Source organism: Mesorhizobium loti R88b (genome assembly GCF_013170845.1).
Taxonomy (GTDB): Bacteria; Pseudomonadota; Alphaproteobacteria; order Rhizobiales; family Rhizobiaceae; genus Mesorhizobium; species Mesorhizobium loti_B.
In genome coordinates, this window is the sequence record NZ_CP033367.1 from 1,844,880 (window position 1) to 1,871,326 (window position 26,447).

Below are 26,447 nucleotides of genomic sequence, written 5' to 3' on the forward strand. Positions count from 1 at the left end.
TGCCGGTCATAAGGCGGCTTTTCGTGCATTTGCCGGGGATTGCGCGCCTGCCGGTGGCGTTCGAAATCAGGCGCGCATGTGAAGAACACCGGCCGCCGATCGCGTCCTGTGGCCTCGCATGTCGAGCAGATAAACACCCTGACAAGATCTTGGTGCATGGAACATGGTCAGGCCCGAGCCGGTCTATCAGCGCCTGGATTTTGAGCCAGGTTGACCGGCAGCACGCCGGGTGCCCGCTGTTCACATACAGGGTTTCGCGGGTGGCCAAAGTTTCGGCGAGGGCTTGGGTATGGCGATCTCCGGGGAAGGGCTCGCCGCAACGGCCATCGGGTCAGGAATATAATAGCCGGCGTCCGCGACGCTTCCGTTTGCGCTTCGGGTTTTTCCCTTCAGATGCAGGGAACCAAAAACCCAGTTTCAACACTTGGTCGACGCTTGTGGGAGTCGGAGCGGGAGCAAGCGGGCCGAAACCATGGCCAGAATTCGAGAGAACCGTTGATCCTCCCCGGTAGTCACCTTTGCCCTGAGGCTGCGGCACTCCATTCCCCCAAGCCAACAAGAGTGCCATACTAACGCCGGCTTGACGAAGGCACCAGACGCGCCAGACTCTTTTCCATCGCGGAGGGCAGCATCAAGGTCGGCGACAAGGTCGCGAACCGGTCGTCGCGAACACGTTGCGCTTCATCAACCAGCCGCGTAGCAGATCTAGATCGCCTTCGGTGAGGTCGTGGCCCGTAGGGAGGCTGTGGTGAGTGACAATTGCCCCCATATCACGCAGTTGCGAAGCCATATCGAGACCGTCTCCTACCTGCCTCCGTGCATCGTTAAGGGCATCAATGACGAGCACCGGCGTGGCCGGCAATCTTGTCTCAGTTGGCATCGCGAACGGTGAAAGCGGGCGCAACAGTGCGGCTCCTTGCACCAAGTTCGGGAACAGCATCACCAACGCAGCAGCCATGATCGCGCCGTTGGAGAACCCGACCAAGATCGGTTTGCTCTGAAAATAATGCGCTGCGATGGTATCGGCAATAAAGGCAGCGAGAGCCGGAGCTTCTGCCCGGATACTGTCTTCATCGATACTTCGGTCGGGAAATCGCCCGAAGAACGCGTAGCCGTCCTCCCACTTTACCGCTCCGCGAACCGAGAATGCAGCGGCGCCCGGAGCTGCAGCAGCAGCGACAGGTAACATGTCCGTTTCGTTGCCGCCGGAGCCGTGGAGAAAGATTAGAGGCGGCGAAGACGGGGCACTGGGTTCAACGAAACGGAATTGCATGGGTGAGTGAGCTTTGACTTCCCCCGGGAGAAGTTTGGCAGAGAGCTGATGAATATGCCACCTTCCCGCGAGCCTTCGGTTCTTCAAACGTGTAGGGCCGCGCCGCTCCTCCCGAACCGTGAGAACGCTCTCTGGAGGATACCAAGCGTCCGGTTCAATCCACTAGAACCTAATAGGAGAGATTCGAACGCCCTTAGGACGGTTGCCGGCTGTCTATAGGAACTTTGCCGTACTAATTGCCGTACTAATTGACAGAAAAGTACGGCGCTAACCTCCCAACTATCTGATTTTGCTGGTGATCCCGACAGGAATCGAACCTGTGACCTACAGATTAGGAATCTGCCGCTCTATCCTACTGAGCTACGGGACCACGCGGCCCGACACATAGCCGCTTCGGATCGTTTCGCCAAGAGGCCGGCCGAATGCAAATCGGCCAGCCCATTGCGTTGGATGTATCAGGCGGCCAGCGCCGTTTCGGCCAGCTTCACCCAGTAGCTCATGCCGTGCGGGATGGCCTCGTCATTAAAGTCATAGTTCGGGTTGTGGAGGCCGGCCGTGTCGCCATTGCCGATGAAGATGAAGGCACCGGGGCGGGCTTCCAGCATGTAGGAGAAGTCCTCGCCGCCCATCACCGGCTGGATGCCGCGGTGGACATGGGCGTCGCCGGCGACAGTTGCGGCGACGTCGCTGGCAAACACCGTCTCTTCGGCGTGGTTGAAGGTGACGGGGTAATTTGCCTGGAAGTCGACCTCGATCCTGGCGCCGAAAGCGGTCGCCATCCCGTCGCAGATGGCGCGGAGGCGCTCCTCGGACTTCTTGGCGATCTCCTTGCGCAAGGTGCGCACGGTGCCGGCGATCTCGGCCGATTCGGGAATGATATTATAGGCGTCGCCGGCGTGGAACTTGGTCACCGAGACCACCACGGCCTCGACCGGATCTGTGCTGCGCGAGGCAATCGTCTGCAGCGCGCCGACCAACTGGCTGGTGATGACGATCGGGTCGATCGTGCCATGCGGCATCGCCGCGTGGCCGCCTCGGCCTTTCACGGTGATGGTGAACTCGGCCGTCGCCGCCATGATCGGGCCTGGGCGGATGGCGAACTGGCCGACAGGCAGGCCCGGCATGTTGTGCATGCCGAACACTTTCGCGATGTCGAAGCGCTCCATCATGCCGTCCTTGACCATCTCGTTGCCGCCGCCGCCGCCTTCCTCCGCCGGCTGGAAGATGACCGCCACGGAGCCGGCGAAATTGCGCGTCTCGGCGAGATATTTCGCGGCACCAAGCAGCATCGCGGTGTGGCCGTCATGGCCGCAGGCGTGCATCTTGCCGGGCACCGTCGAGGCATAGGGCTTGCCGGTGATCTCGTTGAGCGGCAGTGCATCCATGTCGGCGCGCAGGCCGATGGTGGCGCCTTCGCCCTGGCGGCCGTGGATGATGCCGACGACGCCGGTCTTGCCGAGGCCGGTGACCACATCGTCGCAACCGAACTCTTTCAGCTTTTCGGTGACGAAAGCCGCCGTCTTGAAGACATCGAAGTTCAGCTCGGGCGTCTGGTGCAGGTGCCGGCGCCAGCCGGCAACTTCGTCCTGCATTTCAGCGGCGCGGTTCAGGATTGGCATGATGGTTCCATTTCGTGGTTGGAGCAGCCGGCTTCAGCCTGGTGTTTTGTATTTGTGGCCGGTCTTTTGCGATTGGGGCCGGGCTTTTGCGATTGTGCCCGGTCTCTTGCGATTGTGCCCGGTCTCTTGCGATTGTGATTGTCAGGCACTTTGCCATGTTGGCGTCACATAGGGTAAATAGCACCGCAACGATGTGGTCCGTTTTTGAGGGTCGGACTCATTATGCTGCCGGTCACGTAACGAAATCTTACGGAGCCAGGGGCGACTACGGCAAGAGGCGATTTCGGATTTGATCATGCGGCACAGGCATTTCCTCAAACTATTCCCGGCTGGCGCAATCATGCTGTCGGTCCTGGCCGGGTCGGCGCTGGCCAATCCGGTGGTTGTCTTCGACCTGAAGAACGGCCAGATCCTGCAGCATCAGGATGCGTTCAAACGCTGGTATCCGGCGTCGCTCAGCAAGCTGATGACCGCTTATGTGACCTTCCGGGCGATCGCGGCCGGTGAAGTTCAGCTCGATTCGCCGATCAAGGTGACGAAACACTCAGCCGGCGAGCCGCCAAGCAAGATGGGCTTCAAGCCGGGATCGGTGATGCGGCTCGACAATGCGCTGAAGATGATGCTGGTCAAATCGGCCAATGACATCGCCATGGCGGTCGGCGAGAATGTCGGCGGCTCGCAGGCCGCCTTCGCCGAACGGATGAACGCCGAGGCGACCCGGCTTGGCATGAACGGCACGCATTTCGTCAATCCGAACGGGCTCTATTCGCCGGACCAATACACGACGGCACGCGACCTTTCGGTCCTGGTGATGGCGATCCGCCGCGAGTTCCCCCAATATGCGCCGTGGTTCTCGATCGAGGGGCTCGCGGTCGGCAAGAAGGCGATCCCGAACTACAATCTGCTGATCGGCCGATATCCCGGCGCCGATGGCATGAAGACGGGTTTTGTCTGCTCTTCCGGCTTCAACATGATCGGCTCGGCGACGCGCAATGGCCGCACGCTGGTCGCCGTGGTGCTTGGCGAGAAGTCGGCGGTCAGCCGTGCGGAGACGGCGGCGAAACTGCTCGACGAGGGATTTGACGCGCCGGCCACCGGTTCGGCCACCATCACCACGCTGGCACCTTATGGCGACACGACTTCGCCCAACGACATGCATGACGAGATCTGCAAGAAGAAGGTGGCGGAGGAACAGTCCGAGGCACCGCCGGTAGCCGCCAAGGATGTGCCGAAATCGCCCTATCAGGAGAAGCTCGACCATGTGCCGACGCTGGTTGCCGTTGGCCTTGGCGGTGCCACTGGTCCGGCGCCGAAGGCCCTGCTCGCCCTGGGCGACCAGAATTATGCCGATGTGCCTATCCCGAGCTGGCGGCCCGACAAGCCGGCACCGGAAGGCACCGGGCCGAAAGTCGTGGGCACCGCCGCTCAGGGCGACCAGCCGGCCAAGGGTGCCAACTAGCCAATGAGCGGCTTTCCCATTCCCGTCTCGGTGCTGACCGGCTTCCTCGGCGCCGGCAAGACGACGCTGCTCAACCGGCTCCTGAAGGATCCGGCTCTCGCCGATACGGCGGTCATCATCAACGAGTTCGGCGAGGTGGCGATCGACCATCTGCTGGTCGAGCAGTCTTCCGACGGCATCATCCAGCTTTCCGACGGCTGCCTGTGCTGCACGGTGCGCGGCGAACTGGTCGACACGCTGGCCGATCTCGTCGACCGGCTGCAGACCGGCCGTATCGCCCGCCTTGCCCGCGTCATCGTCGAGACCACGGGCCTCGCCGATCCGGCGCCGGTGCTGCAGTCGATCATGGGGCATCCAGCACTTGTCCAGGCCTTTCGGCTCGACGGCGTCATCACCCTGGTCGACGCGGTCAATGGCAATGCCACGCTCGACGGCCATGTCGAGGCGGTCAAGCAGGTCGCGGTCGCCGACCGCATCGTGCTCAGCAAGGCCGATCTGGTGACCGATGCCGGCGACCTCGACACGCTGCGGGCGCGCTTGCGGCAGGTCAATCCGGGTGCCGAGCTGCTTGATGCCGGCAACTCGAAAACAGGCGTGGCGGCGCTGTTTGACTGCGGCCTCTACAATCCCGCCACCAAATCCGCCGACGTGCGGCGCTGGCTTGGCGAAGAAGCGGCGCATGATCACGACCATCACCATCACGATGGTCACGACCACGACCATCATGACCACGGCCACCGGCACGACCAGCGTGTGCGTTCCTATTCGCTCGTCCATGACGGTCCGGTGCCGTTTTCAGCCATAGAAATGTTTCTCGACCTGCTGCGCTCGACGCATGGTGAGAAGCTGCTGCGCATGAAAGGCGTCATCGAGCTCAGGGAAGACCCGTCGCGCCCGTTGGTGATCCATGGCGTGCAGAAGATACTGCACCCGCCGGTGCAATTGCCGGCCTGGCCGGATGGTCAGCGCGGCACGCGGCTGGTGCTGATCACGCTCGATATGCCGGAGGACTATGTGCGACGGCTGTTCGCAGCCTTCACCAACCGGCCGTCGATCGACACGCCCGATCGCGCGGCGCTGGAAAACAACCCGCTGGCGATCGCCGGGCGGTAGCTCCTACGATCGCTGCTCGCCTCGCTCGACCAGAAAGCGATGTCCGCCGGAGACGGGCGACGATTCCACCAGATGATGACCGCTGTCGGCACAGAATGCCGGGATATCGATGACAGCGAGCGGATCGGTGGTTTCGAGCCACAGCCGGCTGCCCGGCTGCATCCCGGCCAGGCGCTTTTTCGCCTTGAGCACCGGAAGCGGGCAGTTCAGGCCCTTGAGATCATAGATTGCGGTAGCCTCGGCCACGACAGGCTCAGCCGCCGAACATGCCGAGCAACTTGTTCTTGAGCTTGGTCACCCGGCTCTCATCGGCGCTTGCAGCCTGCGTCTCGGCCGCCGGGGCAGCTTCGGACGGCGCCGCGATGGTGGCGGTGGCGACCGGCGCTTCCTTGGCGGCCTTGGCTGCTTCCTTTTCAGCCTTGGCCGCTTCCTTTTCGGCGAGCGCCTGGGCCTTGGCGGCTTCCTTGGCCTGCTTGGCAGCCTCTATGGCGGCCAGCCTCTGTTCCTCGGCCTTCTTCTTGGCGGCGTTCTCGGCATCAAGTGCCGCCATCTTGCGGCCGGCCGGCGAATCGATGCGGCCCATGCGCGCCGTCTCGGTTACCGTACCATTGGAATTGAGCGATGGCGGATCGATCGGCACACGCTCGCCGCGCGCCCGGCGCTTCGACCAGTCGGAGACGATGCTGGCTTCCTTGATGCCGGCAATGGTCGGCTTGGGCGGCGGTACGCTGGCCTTGAGCGCGCTGTTGAAGGCCGCGTCATAGGTGCTCTGGTAGGAATTGTAGGCGCTCTTCAGCGAATCCGGCTGGGTGGTTGCCGGGCAGGGTCCGGTCGGATCGAAGGTCTGGCCATCGGCGGCAACCTGGTTGAAGACGTAGCGCTTTTCGCAGACATCGACTTTCGGCGGTACCTTGGTGACCTCGAAATTGTCGTAGCCGACCTTCAGCATCTTCCAGAATTCGTAGTTCGGGTCGTTGCGATAACGCGCCATGTTGGCGGCGGTCATGCGGAACGGGAAGGCCTCGACCTGGAACTCGGTCTGCCCGCCCTGGAAGGCGTCGCGGCCGAAGGCATAGATCTGCTCGATCTGCGCGTCGGTCATCGAATAGCAGCCCGACGACGAGCAGGCGCCGTGCACCATCAGGTTTTGGCCGGTGCGGCCATTGGCCTTGTCGTAGGCGTTGGGAAAGCCGATGTTGAAGGACAGATGGTAGTTCGAGCGCGGGTTCATCTGCGCTGGGCGCACCGTGTAGAAGCCTTCCGGTGCCTGGCGGTCGCCTTCAGTGTATTTGGGGCCGAGCTTGCCCGACCATTTGCAGATGTCGTAGCTCGCCACCATGTCGTAGCGGCCGTTGGTCTTGGCCTTCCAGATCTCGAGCTTGCCCTCTTCCTTGAAGATGCGCGCCATCACCGAGGAGGTGCGGATCATGCCCTTGGCCTTCATGTCGGCCAGAATCTTGTCCGGCAGCGGTTTGTTGGCTTCCGGGGCAAAGTCCTTCATCGACGAATCATTGCAGCCGGCAACGACTATCGAGCTGATGATGACACCGGTACGGGCAAGCTTGGCAAACATGGGTACGGCTATGTCTTTTCCCTCGGGCCAATGGCTTCGCAACAGCCGAGCCCGTATGCTGAACACCGACGGACCGTAAGCCCGTTAACCTTGAAAATTCCTTACCGCAAGCTTCGACCAACCGCTCACGGCAATTTCCCAACCCCTTACGACAACTTCATTGACCCGAATGCGGCGGCATTTTTGTGGCGAAATTGCTCATCGCCGCCACATTTCCGCGGGCAGGGGCTTTCGATGGGCTTGTTGCGCCATCAGGGCTACTTAGAGGCTACGGCCCATCGCCAGGTATTTTTCGCGGCGCTGTTCGCGGAAGTCGGTGTTGGCACCGGCAAATTCCTTCATCGTCTTGGCGATGAGGTCGCCGGTCGCGGCAATCACAGTTTCGGGCGCACGCTGGGCGCCGCCCATCGGCTCGGGGATGATGGCGTCGATGACCTTCATCTGCAGGAGGTCCTGCGCGGTGATCTTCATATTGGTCGCCGCATCCTTCAAGCGGGTGGTGTCCCGCCACAGGATCGAGGCCGCCCCTTCAGGCGAAATCACCGAATAGATGGCATGTTCGAGCATATAGACGCGGTTGGCGGTGGCGATCGCGATGGCGCCGCCCGAACCGCCTTCGCCGATGACCACCGAGATCGACGGCACTTTCAGCCCAAGGCAGGCTGAGGTCGAGCGCGCGATGGCTTCGGCCTGGCCACGTTCCTCCGCACTGACGCCGGGATAGGCGCCAGCGGTGTCGACCAAGGTCAGAAGCGGGATCTTGAAACGGTCGGCAAGCTCCATCAAACGCACCGCCTTGCGGTAGCCTTCGGGGCGCACGGAACCGAAATTGTGTTTCAGGCGGCTCGTCGTGTCCGAGCCCTTTTCCTGGCCGATGATCGCAATAGGCTCGCCGCGAAAGCGGGCAAAACCGCCGACGATCGCCTGGTCCTCGCCGAAATTGCGGTCGCCGGCGAGCGGCGTGAAATCGCTGAACAGGCCCTTGATGTAGTCGACGCAGTGCGGCCTGTCGGAATGGCGCGCCACCTGCACCTTCTGCCACGGCGTCAGCGCCTTGTAGAGTTCGCGCAGCGCGTCGTGGGAACGCTTCTCGAGCCTGGCGATCTCATCGGCGACATCGACCGCCTCGCCATTCTCGGCAAGCTTCTTGAGCTCGAGGATCTTGAGCTCAAGATCCTGCACCGGCTTTTCGAAATCGAGGTAATTGTACATGCTTGGGCGGACCGATACGTCGGAAGGCAAGGACTGCGGAACCATTGAAACCAAGGCTCCGGGCGGTGAAATGTCGTCCTCACATAGCGATATGAGGCCTAGTCGGCAAGCGGATGATGATCGTTGACCAGCCGCACCAGCCGCTCTTCCAGCACATGGGTATAAATCTGTGTCGTCGATATGTCGGCATGGCCAAGCAGCTGCTGCACGGCCCTGAGATCGGCACCGTTCTGCAAGAGATGGCTGGCGAAAGCATGGCGCAGCACGTGCGGCGATATTTTCGCCGAGGCGATGCCGGCCCGCGCCGCCAGCCCCTTCAGGTCGCGGGCAAAGACCTGGCGCGAGAGATAGCCGCTGTCCGACGCTGCCGGAAACAGGAACGGGCTGTCGGCGAAAGAGGGCACTTTGGCGCGAGCGGCTAGCCAGGTCTTCATCGCCACCCGCGCCTTGGCCGAGAGCGGCACCATGCGTTCCTTGTCCCCCTTGCCGCGCACCATGAAGAAACGGTCGTCGCGCTGCGCCACCGTGACCGGCAGGCCGACCAGCTCGGAAACGCGCAAACCGGTGGCGTAGAGCACCTCGACCAGTGCGTGCAGGCGAAGTGCTGCCAGACTGTCAGCGTAGCCGAGCCCGGCGTCACCGGCTTCCTGTGCGGCGCGGTCGATCAGCCGCCCGGTCTCCGCCTCGCTCATCGTCTTGGGCAGCGGGCGGCCCTTTTTCGGGCTGTCCAGCGTGCCGGTCGGGTCGTCGGTGCGCAAGCCCTCGGCATAGAGGAACTTGAAGAACTGGCGGATCGCCGACAGTTTGCGCGCCTGCGAGGTCGCCGCGAAACCGCGCGCGGCAATGTCGTCGAGATAGGCGCGGATATCGGCGGCGACCGCTCCGGCAAGCCCGCCATTGATCCCGCTCGAAGCATCTTCAAGGTCGCGGCGATAGGAGGACAGCGTGTTTTCGGCGGCACCGCGCTCGGCGCTCATCATTTCCAGGAAGGCCTCGATGCGGGCGGCGCTGTTCATGTCCTGTTGGTCGATCAGTTCTTCTTGGGATTCAGCTTTTCCGGCGGGATGCGCACGCTCATCTCGGCCTTTTTCGGCTCGACGAACATCACCAGCGCGAACATCGTACCATAGGCAATGCCGGCCAGAATCGCGAGGGTCACGACAAAGCGAAACAGTGTCGGCATCAATTTTCGCTCGCCTTCTTGTTCTGCGTTTCCAAACCCTGTGCCCTTATGGGACGCCAATCCGACCAATTCAAGGAAGAAGCGGAGGCCTGTTAGCAACTTCTGATGCAGGCATCTCCGGGCCGATATAGGCTTGCCTGTGCTCGGCACGCTTGACGCAAACGGGCTTTTCATGTCGATACGCCGGCAAAGAGGGTCCAAGAAACAGCTGATGAACGCGCACCAGGCAAATCCTCCAGGCGAGACCCACGCCGCACTGCTTGGCCGGCTGGGCAGCCGGTCCATCGTCTTTGTCGGCCTGATGGGCGCCGGCAAGACGGCGATCGGCCGCAAGGTGGCGACCATGCTTTCGTTGCCTTTCATCGACAGCGACCAGGAGATCGAGAGCGTCTCGCGCATGACCGTTCCGGAACTGTTCGAGCGCTATGGCGAAACCGAGTTCAGGGCGCTGGAACAGCGCGTCATCCTGCGCGTGCTGGAGAACGGTCCACAGGTTTTGTCGACCGGCGGCGGCGCCTTCATGAACGCGCAGACGCGCGAGGCGATCGCCGCGCACGGCGTGTCGGTGTGGCTGAAGGCCGAACTCGACCTTTTGATGGACCGGGTTTCGAAAAAGCAGAACCGGCCACTTTTGAAAAGTGCCGATCCCCGGGCCGTGCTGGAGCGGCTGATGGGGGAGCGCTATCCAGTCTATGCAACCGCTGATGTCACCGTGCCAACCCGCGACGACCGCAAGGAAGTCATCGCCGCCGAGGTGCTGGACGCACTGTGCCGGCATTTCGGCATCGATGAAATTGCAGCGACGGGCGAGGTCGAATCGTGAGCGCGGATCAGCCCGTCACCGTCGAAGTCGGGCTTGGCGACCGGGCCTACGACATATTGATCGGCTCCGGCCTTTTGTCGCGTGCCGGTGAGGAGATTTCGCGCCGCCTGCCGGGCACGCGTGCCGCTGTGGTTACCGACGAGAATGTTGCCGCCGCACATCTCGATACGCTGAAGGCCGGGCTTGAGAAGGGCGGCGTCCAGCCCACCGTCATCACCATGCCACCGGGCGAGAAAACCAAGAGCTTTGCCCATCTCGAGACGGTGGTCGATGGCGTGCTGGCAGCCAGGCTGGAGCGCGGCGACGTCGTCATCGCGTTTGGCGGCGGCGTTATCGGCGATCTCACCGGTTTTGCCGCCGGCATTGTGCGGCGTGGCATGAATTTCGTGCAGATCCCAACCTCGCTCCTGGCGCAGGTCGATTCCTCCGTCGGTGGCAAGACCGGCATCAACAGCCCGCGCGGCAAGAACCTTGTCGGCGTCTTCCTGCAGCCCAAGCTGGTGCTGGCCGACACCGAAGTGCTCGATACATTGCCGATCCGCGAATTCCGCGCCGGCTATGCCGAGCTCGCCAAATACGGGCTGATCGACCGGCCGGAGTTTTTTGGCTGGCTGGAAGCGAACTGGAGACAAGTTTTCGCCGGCGGGCCGGAGCGGGCGCAGGCGATTGCTGAAGCCTGCCGGGCCAAAGCCGATGTCGTCGCCCGCGACGAGTTCGAGACCGGCGACCGCGCCCTGCTCAATCTCGGCCACACGTTCGGCCACGCGCTCGAAGCTGCCACGCAGTATGACGGAACCCGCCTCGTCCATGGCGAAGGGGTCGCCATCGGCATGGCGCTGGCCTATCGTTTTTCGTCACGGCTCAACCTGGCCAGCCCCGACGACGCGGCACGCGTCGAGGCGCATCTGCGCGCCGTCGGCCTGCCGTGGCGGATGTCCGATATTCCAGGCGATCTGCCTGATGCCGAGGCGCTGCTTTCCTTCATCAGCCAGGACAAGAAGGTGTCGCGCGGGGCGCTGACCTTCATCTTGACACGCGGCATCGGCCAGGCCTTCATCGCCAAGGATGTACCGGCCTCGGAAGTGCTGGCGTTCCTCGGCGAAAATCATCCAGCCAATGGGAAAGCCGGCTGAGATGGACACCGGCTGGACCGTCGTCGCCGTCCTTGCCATCCTCATCCTGCTGGTCGTTGCCGTGCGCACGCGCCTGCTTGCCATGTTTGGCTACGAGCTGTCGCGCATCGAGCCGCAGCGCTCGAGCGAGGCCGAATTGCGCGGTGCGGTCGACGATTTCCGCCGTGACGGCCAGGTTGTGCGCGAGGACCGCGATCGCGTCGGCGGCCTGTTCGATCTGGCCGAGCTCGAAGTCTCCGACATCATGGTCCACCGCACCAACATGCGCTCGGTCAATGCCGACAATGCGCCGGAAGCGGTGGTGCGCGAGATCCTGCAGAGCCCGCACACCCGCATGCCGCTGTGGAAGGGCTCGCTCGACAACATTGTCGGCGTGCTGCACGCCAAGGATCTGCTGCGTGCGCTGAACGAAGTCGGCAACGACTTTTCCAGGATCGACGTGATGAAGATCGCCTCGAAGCCGTGGTTCGTGCCCGACACCACGACCCTGCAGGAGCAGCTCAACGCCTTCCTGCGCCGCAAGGCGCATTTCGCCATCGTCGTCGACGAATATGGCGAGGTCGAGGGGCTGGTGACGCTGGAGGACATCATCGAGGAGATCGTCGGCGAAATCGCCGACGAGCACGATGTCGACATCCAGGGCGTCAAACAGGAGGCCGACGGCTCCGTTGTTGTCGACGGCACGGTGCCGATCCGCGACCTGAACCGGGCGCTCGACTGGAACCTGCCGGACGAGGAAGCGACCACTATTGCCGGCCTCGTTATCCATGAGGCGCAGTCGATCCCTGAGGAAAAGCAGGCCTTCACGTTCCACGGCAAGCGCTTCATTGTCATGAAGCGCGACAAGAACCGCATTGCCAGAGTAAGGATCAGGCCCGTCGCGTAGCGGCCCGGCGGCTATGTTACCAATCCTTCATTGGAACTTCGCGGCATCACGGTGCATTTTGCGCTGGGGCGGCCAGGAGAAAATGATGATCGATCGGCGAACCCTGCTTTTGGCGTCAATGGCCGCTCTTTTGCCGGCCACGGCTTTTGCGCGCCAGTCGTCGCCATCTCCCAAGACCTTCGACTACGGCCCGGCCAAGCTCGATATCTATGCGCCCGACGGCGCAACCAGCCTGCCGGTCGTCTTCTTCGTCCATGGCGGCGCCTGGGAGTTCGGCAAAAGCAGCCAGGTGGGCGCTAAGCCTGCCTTCCTGCTCGCCAATGGCTTCTGCTTCGTCTCGATCGATTACCGCATGCTGCCCGATGCCGATGTCGCCACCCAGGCCGGCGATGTCGAAAGGGCCTATGCCTATGTTAGGGCCAACATCGCCCAGCATGGCGGCGATCCCAACCGCATTGTCGGCATGGGCCATTCGGCCGGCTGCCATCTCATCGCCTTGACCGGCATGCGCGGCGGGCTGCCCGGTGTCGCCGGCCTGCTGCTTGACGACACCAGGGCCTATGATCTCGCGGCACTTCAGAAAAATGGCGGCATGGTGCGAGCCTATGCCAGGGTGTTTTCCGATCCGTCGAAATGGGCGGCACTGTCGCCGGCGAGCTATGTCGACGGCCGCAAGCATCCCCCGACCTTCATCGCCTATTCCGGCGCTTCAGGCCGTGGCGAGGATTCCAAGACCTTTGCCGAGCGCCTGCGCGCCACCGGCACTGAGGTGACGCTGTTCGATGGCAGTGCCTATACGCACATGTCGATCAACCACGATTTCGGCGAAGACGGTGATGCGCTGACCGCAGCGGCACTGACGTTTCTGAAGTCTACGGTCGGCTGATCCCTGCCGACTCTACTCGCACGTTCTTGTAACTGGATCATCCCAAAAGCCATGGCGGGATATTGCCGGGCGGACATCCCTGGGTGCAATTGCTCCCTAAATGGGAGAAAAATTGCATGAATGGCGCCGATGTCTTGTGCGACGTGCTTTTGGCCAATGATGTGACGGTCTGCTTCGCCAATCCCGGCACGTCCGAAATGCATTTCGTTGCCGCGCTGGACCGCAAGCCTGAGATGCGTTGCGTGCTTGGCCTGTTCGAGGGCGTGGTGACAGGGGCGGCCGACGGCTATGCGCGCATGACTGACCGTCCGGCCGCGACGCTGCTGCACACCGGCCCAGGCCTGGCCAATGGGCTGGCCAACATGCACAACGCCCGCCGCGCCAGGACGCCGATGATCAACATCGTCGGCGACCATGCCTCTTACCATCTGCCGCTCGACGCGCCGCTGACCAGCGACATCGAAGGCCTTGCGGCGCCGATGTCCAACTGGGTGCGCCGCATCGCGGGGCCAGCCGATGTCCAGCCGGCCACGGAGGCGGCGTTTCGCGCCTCGTTGACACCACCCTGTGTCACGACGCTGATCCTGCCGGCGGATGCCGCCTGGGGCGATGCTGACCCGGCGTCGCCGGGCAAGATCGTCCTTACACCGCCGCCGGCGGTCGATAGGAACGCCGTGCGGGAGATCGCCGCCGCGATCCGTGCCGCTCCGGGCCGTGTCGGCATGGTCGTTCGCGGGCGGGCAGCGCGGGCCGACGCGCTGGAAATCGCCGGCCAGATTTCGACAGGCAGCGATGTCCGCCTGTTCAGCGAGGTTCTGATCGCGCGGATGCAACGCGGGCGCGGTCGTGTCGCGCCGACCCGCATCCCCTATCCGGTGGATGCGGCAATAGCGGTCCTGCGGGACATCGACGTGCTGGTGCTGGTCGGCGGCAAGGAGCCGGTCGCGTTCTTTGCCTATCCGGGAAAACCGGGGCGTCTGGTCCGCGATGATTGCCAGGTGCTGACGCTCGCCGCCCATGGTCAGGATTTGCATGCGGCGCTGGAAGCGCTGCGCGACGAGCTTGGCATCAAGCCGTCGCAGCAGACGGTGTTCGCGACCGCGTTTCCCGACGAGGCAACGCCAAGTGGCAAGCTGACGGACGACGCCATCGCACTGTCCGTGGCGCGCAAGCTGCCGGACAATGCGATCGTCTGCGACGAAGCCGTCACCTCGGCCAGGCGTTTTTTCGCGCTGTCGGCCTTTGCCGCGCCGCACGATTACATGATGGGCACGGGCGGATCGATCGGCGGCGGCATTCCGATGGCCACCGGAGCGGCGATCGCTTGTCCCGACCGAAAGGTGATCAATCTGGAGGCCGACGGCAGCGGCATGTACACGGTGCAGGGGCTGTGGACGCAGGCGCGGGAAAATCTCGACGTGCTGACGATCGTCTTCTCCAACCGGACCTACGCGATCCTGCATGGCGAGATGAAGAATGTCGGCGTCAACGCGATCGGCGAGAACGCCAGGCGCATGCTCGACCTCGACCATCCGGCGCTCGACTGGGTGTCGCTGGCCAAGGGCATGGGCGTGGAAGCGGCGCGCGCCGACACCTGCGAGCGCTTCGACGCGCTGCTGGACAGCGCCTTGTCGCGGCGCGGGCCGTTCCTGATCGAAGCGGTGATCTGACCGCGCTGCGAAAGCTACCAGCGGGTCTTTTCGCCGGGTGCTGCCGGTTCGATCGCTAGTGCGTGAACGCCGGCTTTCAGTTCGTCGGCCAGCAATTCGTTGACGGCGCGGTGGCGGTCGATGCGGCTCATGCCGGCAAAGACCGGCGAGACGACACGGACGCGAAAATGCGTTTCGCCGGTGCCGTCATAGGCGCCGTGATGGTCCGAGCCGTGATGATGGTGGCCGGCGTGGAGATGGCTTTCGTTGATGATGACCAGTCGGTCGGGCGAAAATGCCTTGTTGAGCTTGTCTTCCATGGTCGCCTGTATGGACATTGCCGTCTCCGTTCACCACATATGGCTGGCGTACCAGCCCGAGGGGGCGCTGTTTCGCAACTAAATCCGCCATTCGCCTGCTTTAAGCCGCGATTCAGCGGTTAGGGCGATGATCGCGAAAATGTCAATTCTTGTTTCGCATCTGCGAACGCCCCATAAATGGGTGAGATGAAGCCGTATCCCAAATATTTCGAGAAGATTCGCGTCCGCCCTGACAAGGATGCGGAGCTGAAGTCGCACTCGCCGATTTGCCAGTGGGATGGCTGCAAGGAGGCCGGCACCCATCGCGCGCCGGTCGGGCGGATGAAGGAGGGCGAGTATTTTCGCTTCTGCTTCGACCATGTGCGCGAGTACAACAAGGGCTTCAACTATTTCTCCGGCGTGCCGGACACCGAGGTCGCGCGCTTCCAGAAGGAAGCCATGACCGGTCACCGGCCGACCTGGAAGATGGGCGTCAACGGCGCCTCGCAGCGCACCTCTCCCGGGATGGCGTCGCCCGATATGGCGCAGATGCGCTCCGGCCGTGCCGGCTATTACAACCGCATGCGCGACCCGTTCGACCTGTTCAAGGGGCCGAAGGATCCGCGCGAGGCGCGCGAGCGCAAGGCCAAGCCGCTTGAGGCCAAGGCGCTGGAAACGCTTGGCCTTGATACAAAGGCGACTGGCAAGGATATCAAGGCGCGCTATAAGGAACTGGTGAAACGTCACCATCCGGATGCGAATGGTGGCGACAGAGGTTCGGAAGACCGGTTCCGCGATGTGCTGCAGGCCTATCGCGTGCTCAAACAGGCGGGCCTGTGCTGAGCGACCCTATGGTTTGTGTCGTTTTCCAACTTTCATAAGGTTGGAAAAGGCTTTAAGACCGCCCCCGAACAAAATCGATTGCCGGCGAAACGGGATGTTTCGCCCGTGGAGACGTTGAGAGATATGAACAAGGTCGATCGCGACATCGCCAACCTGCCCGACACGACGGTGTCGGTGAAGGAAAAATTCGGCTTCGAGTCCAAGATGGTGGTGCCGGCCTATTCGGTGACATCAGAGCATGTGCCGGACATCGATCCGGACTATCTGTTCGACAAGGCGACGACCTTGGCCATCCTCGCCGGCTTTGCCTACAACCGCCGCGTCATGGTTTCGGGCTATCACGGCACCGGAAAGTCGACCCATATCGAACAGGTCGCCGCCCGCCTTAACTGGCCTTGCGTGCGCGTCAACCTCGATAGCCATGTCAGCCGTATCGATCTCGTCGGCAAGGACGCGATCGTCGTCAAGGACGGCTTGCAGATCACCGAATTCCGCGACGGCATCCTGCCCTGGGCCTACCAGCACAATGTCGCGCTCTGCTTCGACGAGTATGATGCCGGCCGCCCCGACGTGATGTTCGTCATCCAGCGCGTGCTGGAATCGTCGGGCCGCCTCACGCTGCTCGACCAGAGCCGGGTCATTCGTCCGCATCCGGCGTTCCGGTTGTTTTCGACCGCCAACACGGTTGGTCTCGGCGACACCACAGGCCTCTATCACGGCACGCAGCAGATCAACCAGGCGCAGATGGACCGTTGGTCGATCGTCACCACGCTGAACTATCTGCCGCACGACAATGAAGTCGCCATCGTGCTGGCCAAGGCCAAGCACTACCGCGACGGCAAGGGCAAGGACATCGTCAACAAGATGGTGCGCGTCGCCGACATGACGCGTTCGGCCTTCATCAATGGCGACTTGTCGACTGTGATGAGCCCGCGTACCGTCATCACCTGGGCCGAGAATGCCGAGATTTTTGGCAATATCGGCATGGCGTTCCGGCTGACCTTCCTCAACAAGTGCGACGAACTGGAGCGTTCGGTGGTTGCCGAGTTCTACCAGCGCGCCTTTGGTGAGGATCTGCCGGAAAGCGCCGCCAACGTGGTGCTGGGGTGACATCACTCCATGGGAACAACCTGTCGGACGTTCCTGTGGAGTTTTTCAATCCTCTGCTTTGGGCTCGGTCAGGCAGCCATGGCGCAGAATGAACCATTCAAGCCCGGGCAAACCTGGACGTATCATGGGGCAACTCCAATATCCTCGCGGGTGATCATAGGCGCAGTCGATAATCTGGAGGGCGAAAATCAGCCGATCGTGTCGATTTCAGTCACTGACGCGCCGATACCGACGGAAGGAAAGGCGCTGCAAACCGTTCCCCACCTGCCTATAGCGGCTAACGTGCTCCGGGAGAGTGTGGTTGAACTCGAGGGGACTGGACCGATTCCTGATGGCTTCGGCCATGGATACGGTCTCTGGAGACAGGCATATGACAGTGGCAAGGGAGGCTATTTTACAATCTCGGTGCAAGAGATTGTTGGCATCCTGCGCACTCAACTCGGCCAGCAGCCGGCGGCGAAATAGAGATAGATGATGGCGGGTCCGGGCGACAACACGCGCAACAAGTCGAAGACGGGGTCTGAAGTCGACAGCTTCAAGCGCGCCGTCACCGTCTGCATGCGTGCCATTGCCGGCGACAAGGAACTCGAAGTCGGCTTCGCCAAGGATCGGCCAGCACTTGCGGGCAACCGTGCGCGACTGCCCGAGCTGCCGAAGAAGGCGTCGAAGACCGATATCGCCATCACCCGCGGTCTCGGCGATTCCATGGCGCTGAAGCGCGCTTGCCACGATGTGCGCATCCACACGAAGCTGGCGCCGGAAGGCAAGGCGGCCCGCGCCATCTATGATGCGGTCGAGCAGGCCCGCGTCGAGGCGATCGGCAGCCGCGCCATGCAGGGTGTCGCCGACAATATCGGCTCGATGCTGGAGGACAAATACGCCAAGGCCAATCTCGTCGACGTCAAGGATAAGGCTGATGCGCCGATCGAGGAAGCGCTGGCGCTGATGGTGCGCGAGAAGCTCACCGGCCGGCCGGTGCCGAAGAGCGGCGAGCGGCTGGTCGAGCTCTGGCGTCCCTGGGTCGAGGAAAAGGCCAAGGCCGACCTCGACGGCCTGTCAGCCAAGCTCGGTGACCAGCAAGCCTTCGCCCGCGTCGTGCGCGAGATGCTGGCCTCTATGGAAATGGCCGAGGAACTCGGCGACGACCAGGAGACGGAAGACTCCGAGGACAATGACGACAACCAGCCGCAAGGCGAGGAGCAGAGCGAGGAGGGCGGCGAAGAGGATTCCGGCTCCGAGCAGTCGCAGTCCGAGGATGCCGAGGCTTCGGCCGATGACGAGCAATCGTCCGAGACGGAGGCGTCGGACGCCACCGCCGACGATCTGTCGGACGACGACGATGCCGATGCCGAGACACCCGGCGAGGCGCGCCGCAACGACAATCCCTTCACCAATCTGCCGAAGGAAATCGACTACAAGGTCTACACCACTGCTTTCGACGAGACTGTCGGCGCCGAGGAACTGTGTGAGGAAGAAGAACTCGACCGGCTGCGCGCCTTCCTCGACAAGCAGCTTGCCAATCTGTCCGGCGTCGTCGGACGGCTCGCCAACCGGCTGCAGCGCCGGCTGATGGCGCAGCAGAACCGGTCCTGGGATTTCGATCTGGAAGAGGGCTATCTCGATCCGGCGCGGCTGGTGCGCGTCGTCATCGACCCGATGCAGCCGCTGTCCTTCAAGCAGGAACGCGACACCAAATTCCGCGACACGGTGGTGACGCTGGTGCTCGACAATTCGGGCTCCATGCGCGGCCGGCCGATAACGGTTGCCGCCACCTGCGCCGACATCCTGGCGCGCACGCTGGAGCGTTGCGGCGTCTCGGTGGAGATTCTCGGCTTCACCACGCGGGCGTGGAAGGGTGGCCAAGCGCGCGAAAAATGGCTGAAGGACGGCAAGCCGCCGAACCCCGGCCGGCTCAACGATCTGCGCCACATCATATACAAGTCGGCCGATCATCCATGGCGCCGCGCACGGCGCAATCTCGGCCTGATGATGCGCGAAGGCCTGCTCAAGGAAAACATCGACGGCGAGGCGCTGCTGTGGGCGCATAACCGGCTGATCGCCCGGCCCGAACAACGCAAGATCCTGATGATGATCTCGGATGGTGCGCCGGTCGACGATTCGACGCTTTCCGTGAACCCAGGCAACTATCTCGAGCGCCATCTGCGCGCCGTCATCGAACTGATCGAGACGCGCTCGCCGGTGGAGTTGCTGGCGATCGGCATCGGCCATGACGTCACGCGCTATTACCGGCGTGCTGTCACCATCGTCGATGCCGAGGAACTGGCCGGCGCCATGACCGAGCAACTGGCTTCGCTGTTTGCCGAGGAGAGCGCGAAGGATACGCGTCGCGGCGGCATGCGGCGCGCCGGATGATCTTTTCGCCGGGCGGGTTTCGGCAGACCTTGTTCGTCGCCATCGCCTTGCTTGGCGGCATGGCTTCGGCGTCAGCTGGCTCGGCCCCAGTCGAAGCCATCGAAGTCTCGGCCCGCCCGATCACCCAATTCCATATTGGCCGTTCCGACAAGCAGTTCGGCCCGCTCGAATTCGTCGGCGGGCTGGAAATGACCTCGCCATCGCGTGATTTCGGCGCGCTGTCGGCCTTTCGGTTCCTGAAAGCGGGCAGCGATTTCATCGGCGTGGCCGATACAGGCTACTGGTTCTTCGGCACGGTGGTGCGCGACGCCGACAGGCGGCCGGTGGGCATGCAGAATTTCCGCATGCAGCAGATGGTCGACCAGAGCGGCCAGCCGATCGACGAGAAATGGGAAGTCGATGCCGAAGGGCTCGCGGTCAAGGATGGCATCGCCACCGTCGGTTTCGAGCGCAACCATCGCGTCGCCCAGTTCCGGATCGACCCTGAAAACATGACGGCGCCGTTCAAGCAGCTGGATTTCCTGGTGCCGGCGCGGGAGCTGCGCCAGAACCGTGGCTTCGAGACCGTCACCCACGCCAATGCCAATGGCCAGCATCAGGGCGGTCTGGTCGTGGTCTCGGAGAAGAGCCTCGACAAATCAGGCAACATCTATGCCGCCATCATCGAAGGGCCGCACAAGGGTGTCTTCACCGTCAAGCGCAACGGCGATTTCGACATCACCGATGGCGCTTTCCTGCCGGATGGCGACCTTTTGCTGCTGGAGCGCAGTTTCACCATGGCGGGCGGGCTGAAGATGCGGCTGCGGCGCATCCATGGCGAGAGTGTCGAGAAGGGTGCCGTTGCCGACGGGCCGGTGCTGCTGGAAGCCGACATGGGCTACCAGATCGACAATATGGAAGGTCTCGACATCTGGACCCGCGACGACGGCGCACTGATGGTGTCGCTGATCTCCGACGACAACCACTCGATCCTGCAGCGCAACCTCTACCTGGAATTTATCCTGCATCAGGATTGAGCCGCAGCTCCAATTGCGAATTCAACGGCGGGTTCGATCTGATCGGGCGCCTTCCCGCACTCCGTCGCCGCTTCGCGGCGCTGCACCACCCTCATCACTCGATCCACGTTGATCAAAACACTTTAGTGCAGACTTGACTATTCATACGATCGGCGCAATACTCAAGCCCATGCTTAACTATTCCGAGATCGACAGCATCCTTCGCGCTCTGGTCGAGCCGACCCGCCGCCAGATCCTGGAACGGTTGAGCCGCGGACCGGCCACCGTCAGCCAGCTGGCGGAGCCTTTCGGCATGACGTTTGCCGCCGTGCTGCAGCATCTGCAGGCGCTGGAGGCCTGCGGACTGATCCGCAGCGAAAAGATCGGGCGGGTGCGCACCTGTCGGATCGAACCGGGCGGGCTCGCTCCGCTCGCCGACTGGATTGCCGAACGCCGCATACCGGCGGAACGCCAACTCGACCGGCTTGGCGAGATTCTGGCCGAGACGGACCCATCATCCCCGAAAGTTCAAGATTAGGAAAAGGACGACCAGACATGAACCAGATCGCCCCCGGGAAAGACGATCCCTCCGTCATCCACTCGACCTTCACCATCGAACGGACCTATCCGCAATCGCCGGCCAAAGTCTTCCATGCCTTTGCCGACAAGGCGACGGTGCGGCGCTGGCGGGTCGAAGGTGATGGTTTCACCATCGCCGAATTCAGCTTCGATTTTCGCGTCGGCGGTGGCGAGGTTTCGCGCTTCAGCTATGGCGGCGGCCCGGAGATCAGGCTCGACGCCCAGTTCCAGGACATCCTTGCCGACCAGCGCATTGTGTTTTCCTACAGGATGGCAATCGGGCCGCAGCCGATGTCGGCATCACTGACCACGATTGAACTGACGCCTTCAGGCGAAGGCACGCGGCTGACCTATACCGAGCAGGGCGCCTTCTTCGATGGTGTCGATTCCGCCAAGGGGCGGGAAGAGGGGACACGCGGGCTGCTGGAAGCGCTTGCCGCGGAGCTCCAGAAGTCAAAGTAAATTCGAACCGCCAGCCACGGCCTTGGTCAGGACCGTGAGCCGTTGGTGGCGATCCAGATGACGTGACGCGCGCCGCGCTTGCCGTTGGCGCGCGTGTTGACCTCCTCGACCGCAAAGCCCGCCTGCTTCAGCCGCCTGACAAAGCCGCTGTCCGGCCCCTGCGACCACACCGCCAGCACGCCGCCCGGTTTGAGGGCGCTGCGCGCGGCAACGAGGCCCGCCAGGCTGTAGAGGGCGTCATTGCCCTTGTGGACGATGCCTTCGGGGCCATTGTCGACATCGAGCAGGATCGCGTCCCAGGCTGCGGGCTCAGACCGTATCAGCTGCCCGACATCTGTCTCCTGGATGGTAACGCGGGGATCGTCGAGACAACCGCCGAACACCTCGGCCATCGGGCCGCGCGCCCAGGCGACCACTGCTGGTACCAACTCAGCGATAACAATGCTGGCGTCCCTGCCGAGTTCAGCCAAAGCCGCGCGCAGCGTGAACCCCATGCCAAGGCCGCCGATCAGGATCTGCGGCTGCCGATGGTCCGCAATCTTCTGGCAGGACAGTTTCGCCAGCGCTTGTTCGGAGCCGCTGAGGCGGCTGTTCATCAGCTCGTTGGTGCCAAGCATGATCGAGAATTCAGCGCCACGCCGCTTGAGGCGAAGCTCTTGTCCGCCATCAGGGGTCTTTGCCGAATCGAGCTGGACCCAGGGTATCAAGGGTCTAAACCGCGACCGCCGGCTGGCTCCAGCGGGCAGCGACCAGCCGGTAGGGGATGAGCGCGACCACGGCGATGATCAGCTTTACCGAGAGATCGCCAAGCGCCCACGAGACCCAGCGCATCGCGTCCACATGGAAGACGCCCATCAGTGGCGCCGTTTCAAGCGCAAAACTGTCGTTCGGGCCCGCAAAAGCGAAAGCGGCCGAGAAGGCGACGGTGAAGAACACGACGGTGTCGAACACCGATCCGACCAGCGTGCCGATGATCGGCGCCCGCCACCAGCTCTGCCGGCGCAAACGGTTGAACACGGTGACGTCGAGCAACTGCGCGGTCAGGAAGGCGGCACCGGAAGCGGCCGCGATGCGCACCAGCCGGTCGGCCGCGGTCTCGAATTCGATCAGGCCGTGGCGAAACAGGAAGGGCGGGACAAGGATCGAGCAGACCACCGCCGTCATGAAGCCGACAAAGACGATCCGGCGCGCCACGGCAGGCCCGTAGCGGCGGTTGGCGAGGTCGGTGACCAGGAAGGAGAAGGGATAGGTGAAAGCGCCCCAGGTGAGCAGGTCGGCCAGCGACAGGCCGCCGATCTGGCCCTGCATCGGGAACTGCACGAGGATGTTCGATGCCACGACGACAAGCGCCATGGCAGCCACGAAGGGCAAATATCGCGAGAAGGAAGACATTTTTTTATCCTGGGTAATGGAACCAGCGGAGCATCATGCCCATCGAGGCGATGCTCGCTTCGTCTTCGAGCATGGATGTCGAACCTTGCGGCTTCCATCCGATACCAGAGGGCCAACAAGAGGTTGGCCAGGGGCCAACAAGAGATTGGCCGGGGCGGTCGTCCCCCGCCTTGTCAGGTATTAGGCAGCGACCTGCTCGGCAAGCTTCTTGGCGATCTGCTTCTTCAGCAGACGCGCGCGCTGCGACAGTTCCTTGATGTCGGCCTTGGCCAGGAAAGCGTCGAGGCCGCCGCGATGTTCGACCGAACGCAGCGCGTTGGCCGAGATGCGCAGGCGCACATTCTGGTTCAGCGCTTCCGAAATCAGCGTCACATTGACGAGGTTCGGCAGGAAGCGGCGCTTGGTCTTGTTGTTGGCGTGGCTCACATTGTTGCCGGTCATAACTGCCTTGGCAGTGAGTTCGCAGGTGCGGGACATGGTTCTAACCTTCAGTTCTTTCGAGACCTGCCAAACCTTTGTGCCCACGCCGGGTGGCGCGCGGTTCTGGTGAGGCGGCCTTATGGAAAAGTTGGCGTTCCATAGTTGCATTTCGCCGGGGCGTCAAGCTCCAGCTTGCCCACGGAAGCGCCCGGGATTTCATATTAAGGCCGGATTTCATCCTATAAGCGGTCTTATAGGGACACGCCAGACCGGAGTCGCCCGCCTCCGGCTGAAATCAAGGATCCGATCCCGCCATGCCTCGTTTGTCTCACGCGCTCGCTATCGCGCTTGCCATCGCCTTGCCGTCCGCCGCATCGGCGGCCTCGCCCCAGTCCTTCAAGGGCGAGTACACGGTGTCGTTCCTCGGTCTCTCGATCGCGAGGTCGACCTTCTCGAGCCATTACGAGAACGGCGCCTATGCGATCGACGGTACCGTCAAATCAGCGGGACTGGCCAAGCTGTTCGACGACACGCGAGGCACGATCTCATCCAAGGGCACAATTTCCGGGAAGAAGCTGGTGCCGCAGGCGTTCCGCGCCGATTACACCTCCGGCAAGAAGGTGTCCGCAATCGACGTCCGCTTCACAAATGGCGCGGTGACGTCAACGCAGGTCATCCCCGCCCCGGGCAAGCGCGACCCCAAGGCCTGGGTGCCGCTCGGCGCCGGCGACCTGGCGTCGGTGCTCGATCCAATGGCCGCGACCGTTATCCATGCCGACAGTCTCGATCAGGTGTGCGGCCGCACGGTGAAATTCTATGATGGCGAGATGCGCGCCGATCTGAAGCTGACCTATGATTCGAAAGGCACAATATCGGTGCCGGGCTACAAGGGCGACACCATCACCTGCCGGATGGGCTTCGAGCCGGTGGCGGGCTATCGCAAGGGGCGCAAGGCGCTCAACTATCTCAAGAACAAGAGCCGCATGATGGTGACGTTTGCACCGCTCGGCCAAACCGGCGTATATGCGCCGATCCACGCCACGGTCGGAACGCAGATCGGCACCTTGACCATCAGCGCCGGGCGTTTCGAAGCGGTACAATAGGCACGCCCCTAGGGACAGAAGAGGGCGCGCCACGGGAGAAAAAATGGCGCGCGCAACACTGATCGGCTTCTCGGCGGTCGCCATGTGGGCGCTTTTGGCGCTGCTGACGGATGCATCCGGCAAGGTGCCGCCGTTCCTCTTGTCGGCGATCACCTTCTCGATCGGTACCGGTGTCGGGCTTGTCGCGCGCCTGTTCATGCCGGCTGCCGACAAGAGCCAGAAGATTCCACCCCAGGTCTGGGTGATCGGCATCGCCGGCCTGTTCGGCTACCACTTCTTCTATTTCACCGCTTTGCGCAACGCGCCGGCGGTCGAGGCGAGCCTGATCGCTTATCTCTGGCCGTTGCTGATCGTGCTCGGCTCCGCATTGATGCCGGGCGAAAAACTGGCGTGGAACCATGTCGTTGGTGCGTTGCTTGGCCTTGCCGGCACCGTGCTGATCGTCACCAAGGGCGGCGGGCTGGCCTTCGATGCGCGCTATACGTTCGGCTATGCCATGGCCGCCGTCTGCGCCGTGCTGTGGTCGTCCTATTCGCTTCTATCGCGGCGCTTTCCATCGGTGCCGACCAGCATCGTCACCTGGTTCTGCGCGGCGACGGCGGTGCTGTCGCTTGCCTGCCATCTGGCGCTGGAACAGACCGTGCTGCCAGACGGCGCCGGCCAGTGGCTGGCGGTGCTCGGCCTTGGCCTGATGCCGGTGGGTGCGGCCTTCTATGCCTGGGACATCGGCGTCAAGCGCGGCAACATCCAGGTGCTGGGCGCGGCAAGCTATGCGGCGCCGCTTTTGTCGACGCTGGTGCTGATCGCGGCCGGCGTCGCCGAGCCATCGCTGCGCATCCTCGCCGCCTGCGTGCTCATCACCGGCGGTGCTGCCCTGGCGGCAAAATCGCTGTTCCTGCGCAAGCCGGCCGCGGCCGAAAGCGGAGCCGGGGCATCCGAAAGCGGAGCCGGGGCATGACGATGCCGTTTGCCGGCGGCATCGAAGCCAATGCCAATGCTACGCTGATCTTCTCGCTGGCGGCGGCGGTGATCTACGCCTTCACGCTGGGTATGCCGCCGCGCCTCGCCCGCTCGGCGGCAAAGACGCTCTCGGTCGCCATGCTTGCCGTGCTGGCGGCACTGCAAGGCGGCCCGCTGCTGCTGGTCGTGGCCCTTGTACTCAGCGCGGTTGGCGATGCCTTCCTGACGCGCGACGGCGAGAAGGCCTTTATGGGTGGGCTGGCGAGCTTTCTCGTCGCCCACATCGTCTATGTCGTCCTGTTCCTGCGCAGCGGCGGCGGGTTGGGTCTGCTCGGCGCCGAATCCTGGCGCGGCGCGATCGCACTCGCCATGGCGGTGTTCGCTGTCGTCATGCTGGCAGCACTCTGGCGCCGTGTCGGCCCTGGCCTGCGGGTCCCGATCGCTATCTACGTCGTCGCGATCCTGGCGATGGGCCTGTCGGCGCTGACGACGAGCAGCGCCTGGGTGATCGGCGGCGCCGTGCTGTTCATGGCCTCGGACGGGCTGCTCGCCACCGAGAAATTCCTGGTCGCCGCCATCTCGCCGCATCGTGCCTGGATGCGTTTGGCCGTCTGGGTACTGTATTACGCCGCCCAGATGGCGATCACCTTGGGGTTCCTGCTGGGGTAGGGTTCCAGCCCGGTGCGGCCAGTTCGAAGGCGGCGAAATCAAACCCCGGCGCGACGGTGCAGCCAACCAGGGTCCACTCGCCCAGGCTGCGCGCCGATTGCCACCAGCCCGCCGGCACGACGATCTGCGGCCGTTCGCCCGCGGCGAACTCGATGCCGAGCACCTGCTCGATCACGGCTGCGCCTTCTTCCCACATCGACAGCGCCAGCGGCGCGCCGGCATGGAAATGCCAGACCTCGGAGGCGTCCCTGACCCGATGCCAGGCCGAAACCTGGTGCTGTTCCAGCAGAAAGTAGATCGCCGTCGAATGGCCGCGCGCGCCACCGGCGCCATCGCGAAAAGTCTCGGCATACCAGCCACCTTCCGGATGCGGTTTCAGGCCGAGTGTCGCGATGACTTCCGCGGAGCTGGTCATGGTCTGCGAAATCCCCGG

At 63.1% G+C, this 26,447-nt stretch carries 29 protein-coding genes and 1 tRNA gene; 17 read left to right on the forward strand and 13 right to left on the reverse strand.

Going from position 1 to position 26,447, the window contains the following annotated elements; genetic code table 11:
* Positions 1–631: 631 nt before the first annotated feature.
* From EB235_RS08995 to EB235_RS09005, 3 genes are all read right to left on the reverse strand, one after another.
* Positions 632–1,273: an alpha/beta hydrolase gene (locus EB235_RS08995; protein ID WP_027031323.1), complete on the reverse strand. Its 642-nt coding sequence runs from the start codon at positions 1,271–1,273 to the stop codon at positions 632–634.
* A 293-nt stretch (positions 1,274–1,566) separates the two neighbouring features.
* Positions 1,567–1,643, reverse strand: a tRNA-Arg gene (locus EB235_RS09000).
* A gap of 85 nt (positions 1,644–1,728) precedes the next feature.
* Positions 1,729–2,892: a M20 aminoacylase family protein gene (locus EB235_RS09005; RefSeq protein ID WP_027031322.1), complete on the reverse strand. Its 1,164-nt coding sequence runs from the start codon at positions 2,890–2,892 to the stop codon at positions 1,729–1,731.
* Positions 2,893–3,187: 295 nt separating this feature from the next.
* On the opposite strand from EB235_RS09005, the gene EB235_RS09010 reads away from it, so the two are divergent.
* On the forward strand, positions 3,188–4,351 hold the full coding sequence (locus tag EB235_RS09010; RefSeq protein WP_027031321.1) for a D-alanyl-D-alanine carboxypeptidase family protein: 1,164 nt from the start codon (positions 3,188–3,190) through the stop codon (positions 4,349–4,351).
* A gap of 3 nt (positions 4,352–4,354) precedes the next feature.
* Positions 4,355–5,464: a CobW family GTP-binding protein gene (locus EB235_RS09015; protein ID WP_027031320.1), complete on the forward strand. Its 1,110-nt coding sequence runs from the start codon at positions 4,355–4,357 to the stop codon at positions 5,462–5,464.
* 3 nt (positions 5,465–5,467) lie between these two features.
* On the opposite strand, the gene EB235_RS09020 is transcribed toward EB235_RS09015, so the two are convergent.
* From EB235_RS09020 to EB235_RS09040, 5 genes are all read right to left on the reverse strand, one after another.
* Complete coding sequence (locus EB235_RS09020; protein ID WP_027031319.1) at positions 5,468–5,710, reverse strand: sulfurtransferase TusA family protein; 243 nt, start codon at positions 5,708–5,710, stop codon at positions 5,468–5,470.
* A 7-nt stretch (positions 5,711–5,717) separates the two neighbouring features.
* Entirely contained in the window at positions 5,718–7,037 is a 1,320-nt protein-coding gene (locus EB235_RS09025) for a L,D-transpeptidase family protein (RefSeq protein ID WP_027031318.1), read from the reverse strand.
* 261 nt (positions 7,038–7,298) lie between these two features.
* Positions 7,299–8,249 carry an acetyl-CoA carboxylase carboxyltransferase subunit alpha gene (locus tag EB235_RS09030; protein WP_027031317.1) on the reverse strand — a complete coding sequence of 317 codons (951 nt, stop codon included), beginning with the start codon at positions 8,247–8,249 and terminating at the stop codon, positions 7,299–7,301.
* 98 nt (positions 8,250–8,347) lie between these two features.
* Positions 8,348–9,265 (reverse strand): site-specific tyrosine recombinase XerD, encoded by a 918-nt coding sequence (locus tag EB235_RS09035; protein WP_027031316.1) that lies wholly within the window; start codon positions 9,263–9,265, stop codon positions 8,348–8,350.
* Between the two features lie 14 nt (positions 9,266–9,279).
* Positions 9,280–9,432, reverse strand: a complete 153-nt coding sequence (locus EB235_RS09040) for a hypothetical protein (protein WP_015315495.1) — start codon at positions 9,430–9,432, stop codon at positions 9,280–9,282.
* 211 nt (positions 9,433–9,643) lie between these two features.
* Here EB235_RS09040 and EB235_RS09045 point away from each other — a divergent pair, with 211 nt between their 5' ends.
* The 5 genes from EB235_RS09045 to EB235_RS09065 all read left to right on the forward strand — a co-directional run bounded on the left by EB235_RS09045 (position 9,644) and on the right by EB235_RS09065 (position 14,830).
* Positions 9,644–10,255, forward strand: a complete 612-nt coding sequence (locus EB235_RS09045; RefSeq protein WP_027031315.1) for a shikimate kinase — start codon at positions 9,644–9,646, stop codon at positions 10,253–10,255.
* Entirely contained in the window at positions 10,252–11,388 is a 1,137-nt protein-coding gene (aroB, locus tag EB235_RS09050; protein WP_027031314.1) for a 3-dehydroquinate synthase, read from the forward strand. The genes EB235_RS09045 and aroB overlap by 4 nt, the downstream gene beginning before the upstream one ends.
* Before the next feature lies 1 nt (position 11,389).
* Positions 11,390–12,274, forward strand: coding sequence for an HlyC/CorC family transporter (locus tag EB235_RS09055; RefSeq protein WP_027031313.1), 885 nt, complete (start codon positions 11,390–11,392; stop codon positions 12,272–12,274).
* Positions 12,275–12,359: 85 nt separating this feature from the next.
* Positions 12,360–13,160, forward strand: coding sequence for an alpha/beta hydrolase (locus tag EB235_RS09060; protein WP_027031312.1), 801 nt, complete (start codon positions 12,360–12,362; stop codon positions 13,158–13,160).
* 116 nt (positions 13,161–13,276) lie between these two features.
* Positions 13,277–14,830 carry an acetolactate synthase large subunit gene (locus EB235_RS09065; protein ID WP_027031311.1) on the forward strand — a complete coding sequence of 518 codons (1,554 nt, stop codon included), beginning with the start codon at positions 13,277–13,279 and terminating at the stop codon, positions 14,828–14,830.
* A gap of 14 nt (positions 14,831–14,844) precedes the next feature.
* Here EB235_RS09065 and EB235_RS09070 read toward each other — a convergent pair whose 3' ends face one another.
* Entirely contained in the window at positions 14,845–15,147 is a 303-nt protein-coding gene (locus EB235_RS09070; RefSeq protein WP_027031310.1) for a BolA family protein, read from the reverse strand.
* Positions 15,148–15,306: 159 nt separating this feature from the next.
* On the opposite strand from EB235_RS09070, the gene EB235_RS09075 reads away from it, so the two are divergent.
* The 7 genes from EB235_RS09075 to EB235_RS09105 all read left to right on the forward strand — a co-directional run bounded on the left by EB235_RS09075 (position 15,307) and on the right by EB235_RS09105 (position 21,470).
* Entirely contained in the window at positions 15,307–15,951 is a 645-nt protein-coding gene (locus tag EB235_RS09075) for a J domain-containing protein (protein ID WP_032925585.1), read from the forward strand.
* Positions 15,952–16,074: 123 nt separating this feature from the next.
* Entirely contained in the window at positions 16,075–17,061 is a 987-nt protein-coding gene (gene cobS / locus EB235_RS09080; protein WP_027031308.1) for a cobaltochelatase subunit CobS, read from the forward strand.
* A gap of 78 nt (positions 17,062–17,139) precedes the next feature.
* A complete protein-coding gene (locus EB235_RS09085) occupies positions 17,140–17,526 on the forward strand; it encodes a hypothetical protein (protein WP_245268841.1) in 387 nt (128 codons plus the stop codon).
* A gap of 9 nt (positions 17,527–17,535) precedes the next feature.
* On the forward strand, positions 17,536–19,434 hold the full coding sequence (gene cobT, locus EB235_RS09090; RefSeq protein WP_032925583.1) for a cobaltochelatase subunit CobT: 1,899 nt from the start codon (positions 17,536–17,538) through the stop codon (positions 19,432–19,434).
* Complete coding sequence (locus tag EB235_RS09095) at positions 19,431–20,450, forward strand: esterase-like activity of phytase family protein (RefSeq protein ID WP_027031305.1); 1,020 nt, start codon at positions 19,431–19,433, stop codon at positions 20,448–20,450. The genes cobT and EB235_RS09095 overlap by 4 nt, the downstream gene beginning before the upstream one ends.
* Positions 20,451–20,619: 169 nt before the next feature.
* The gene (locus tag EB235_RS09100; RefSeq protein ID WP_027031304.1) at positions 20,620–20,967 is read left to right on the forward strand and encodes an ArsR/SmtB family transcription factor; all 348 of its coding nucleotides are present in this window, start codon (positions 20,620–20,622) and stop codon (positions 20,965–20,967) included.
* 17 nt (positions 20,968–20,984) lie between these two features.
* Positions 20,985–21,470, forward strand: a complete 486-nt coding sequence (locus EB235_RS09105; RefSeq protein WP_027031303.1) for an SRPBCC family protein — start codon at positions 20,985–20,987, stop codon at positions 21,468–21,470.
* Between the two features lie 26 nt (positions 21,471–21,496).
* Here EB235_RS09105 and EB235_RS09110 read toward each other — a convergent pair whose 3' ends face one another.
* The 3 genes from EB235_RS09110 to rpmB all read right to left on the reverse strand — a co-directional run bounded on the left by EB235_RS09110 (position 21,497) and on the right by rpmB (position 23,339).
* Positions 21,497–22,177: a spermidine synthase gene (locus EB235_RS09110; protein ID WP_027031302.1), complete on the reverse strand. Its 681-nt coding sequence runs from the start codon at positions 22,175–22,177 to the stop codon at positions 21,497–21,499.
* 4 nt (positions 22,178–22,181) lie between these two features.
* Positions 22,182–22,862, reverse strand: coding sequence for a queuosine precursor transporter (locus EB235_RS09115; RefSeq protein WP_027031301.1), 681 nt, complete (start codon positions 22,860–22,862; stop codon positions 22,182–22,184).
* 180 nt (positions 22,863–23,042) lie between these two features.
* Positions 23,043–23,339, reverse strand: a complete 297-nt coding sequence (gene rpmB / locus EB235_RS09120) for a 50S ribosomal protein L28 (protein ID WP_027031300.1) — start codon at positions 23,337–23,339, stop codon at positions 23,043–23,045.
* A 257-nt stretch (positions 23,340–23,596) separates the two neighbouring features.
* Between rpmB and EB235_RS09125 the strand changes: the two genes are divergently transcribed.
* Genes EB235_RS09125 through EB235_RS09135 form a run of 3 tightly spaced genes read left to right on the forward strand, consistent with a single transcriptional unit; the run spans position 23,597 to position 26,014 of the window.
* A complete protein-coding gene (locus EB235_RS09125; protein ID WP_027031299.1) occupies positions 23,597–24,385 on the forward strand; it encodes a DUF3108 domain-containing protein in 789 nt (262 codons plus the stop codon).
* Between the two features lie 43 nt (positions 24,386–24,428).
* On the forward strand, positions 24,429–25,343 hold the full coding sequence (gene yddG / locus EB235_RS09130; RefSeq protein ID WP_027031298.1) for an aromatic amino acid exporter YddG: 915 nt from the start codon (positions 24,429–24,431) through the stop codon (positions 25,341–25,343).
* Positions 25,340–26,014, forward strand: a complete 675-nt coding sequence (locus tag EB235_RS09135) for a lysoplasmalogenase family protein (protein ID WP_027031297.1) — start codon at positions 25,340–25,342, stop codon at positions 26,012–26,014. Before yddG ends, EB235_RS09135 begins: the two co-directional genes overlap by 4 nt.
* Here EB235_RS09135 and EB235_RS09140 read toward each other — a convergent pair.
* The gene (locus EB235_RS09140; RefSeq protein WP_027031296.1) at positions 25,989–26,429 is read right to left on the reverse strand and encodes a cupin domain-containing protein; all 441 of its coding nucleotides are present in this window, start codon (positions 26,427–26,429) and stop codon (positions 25,989–25,991) included. The two genes, EB235_RS09135 and EB235_RS09140, sit on opposite strands and share 26 nt — an antisense overlap.
* Positions 26,430–26,447 lie beyond the last annotated feature (18 nt).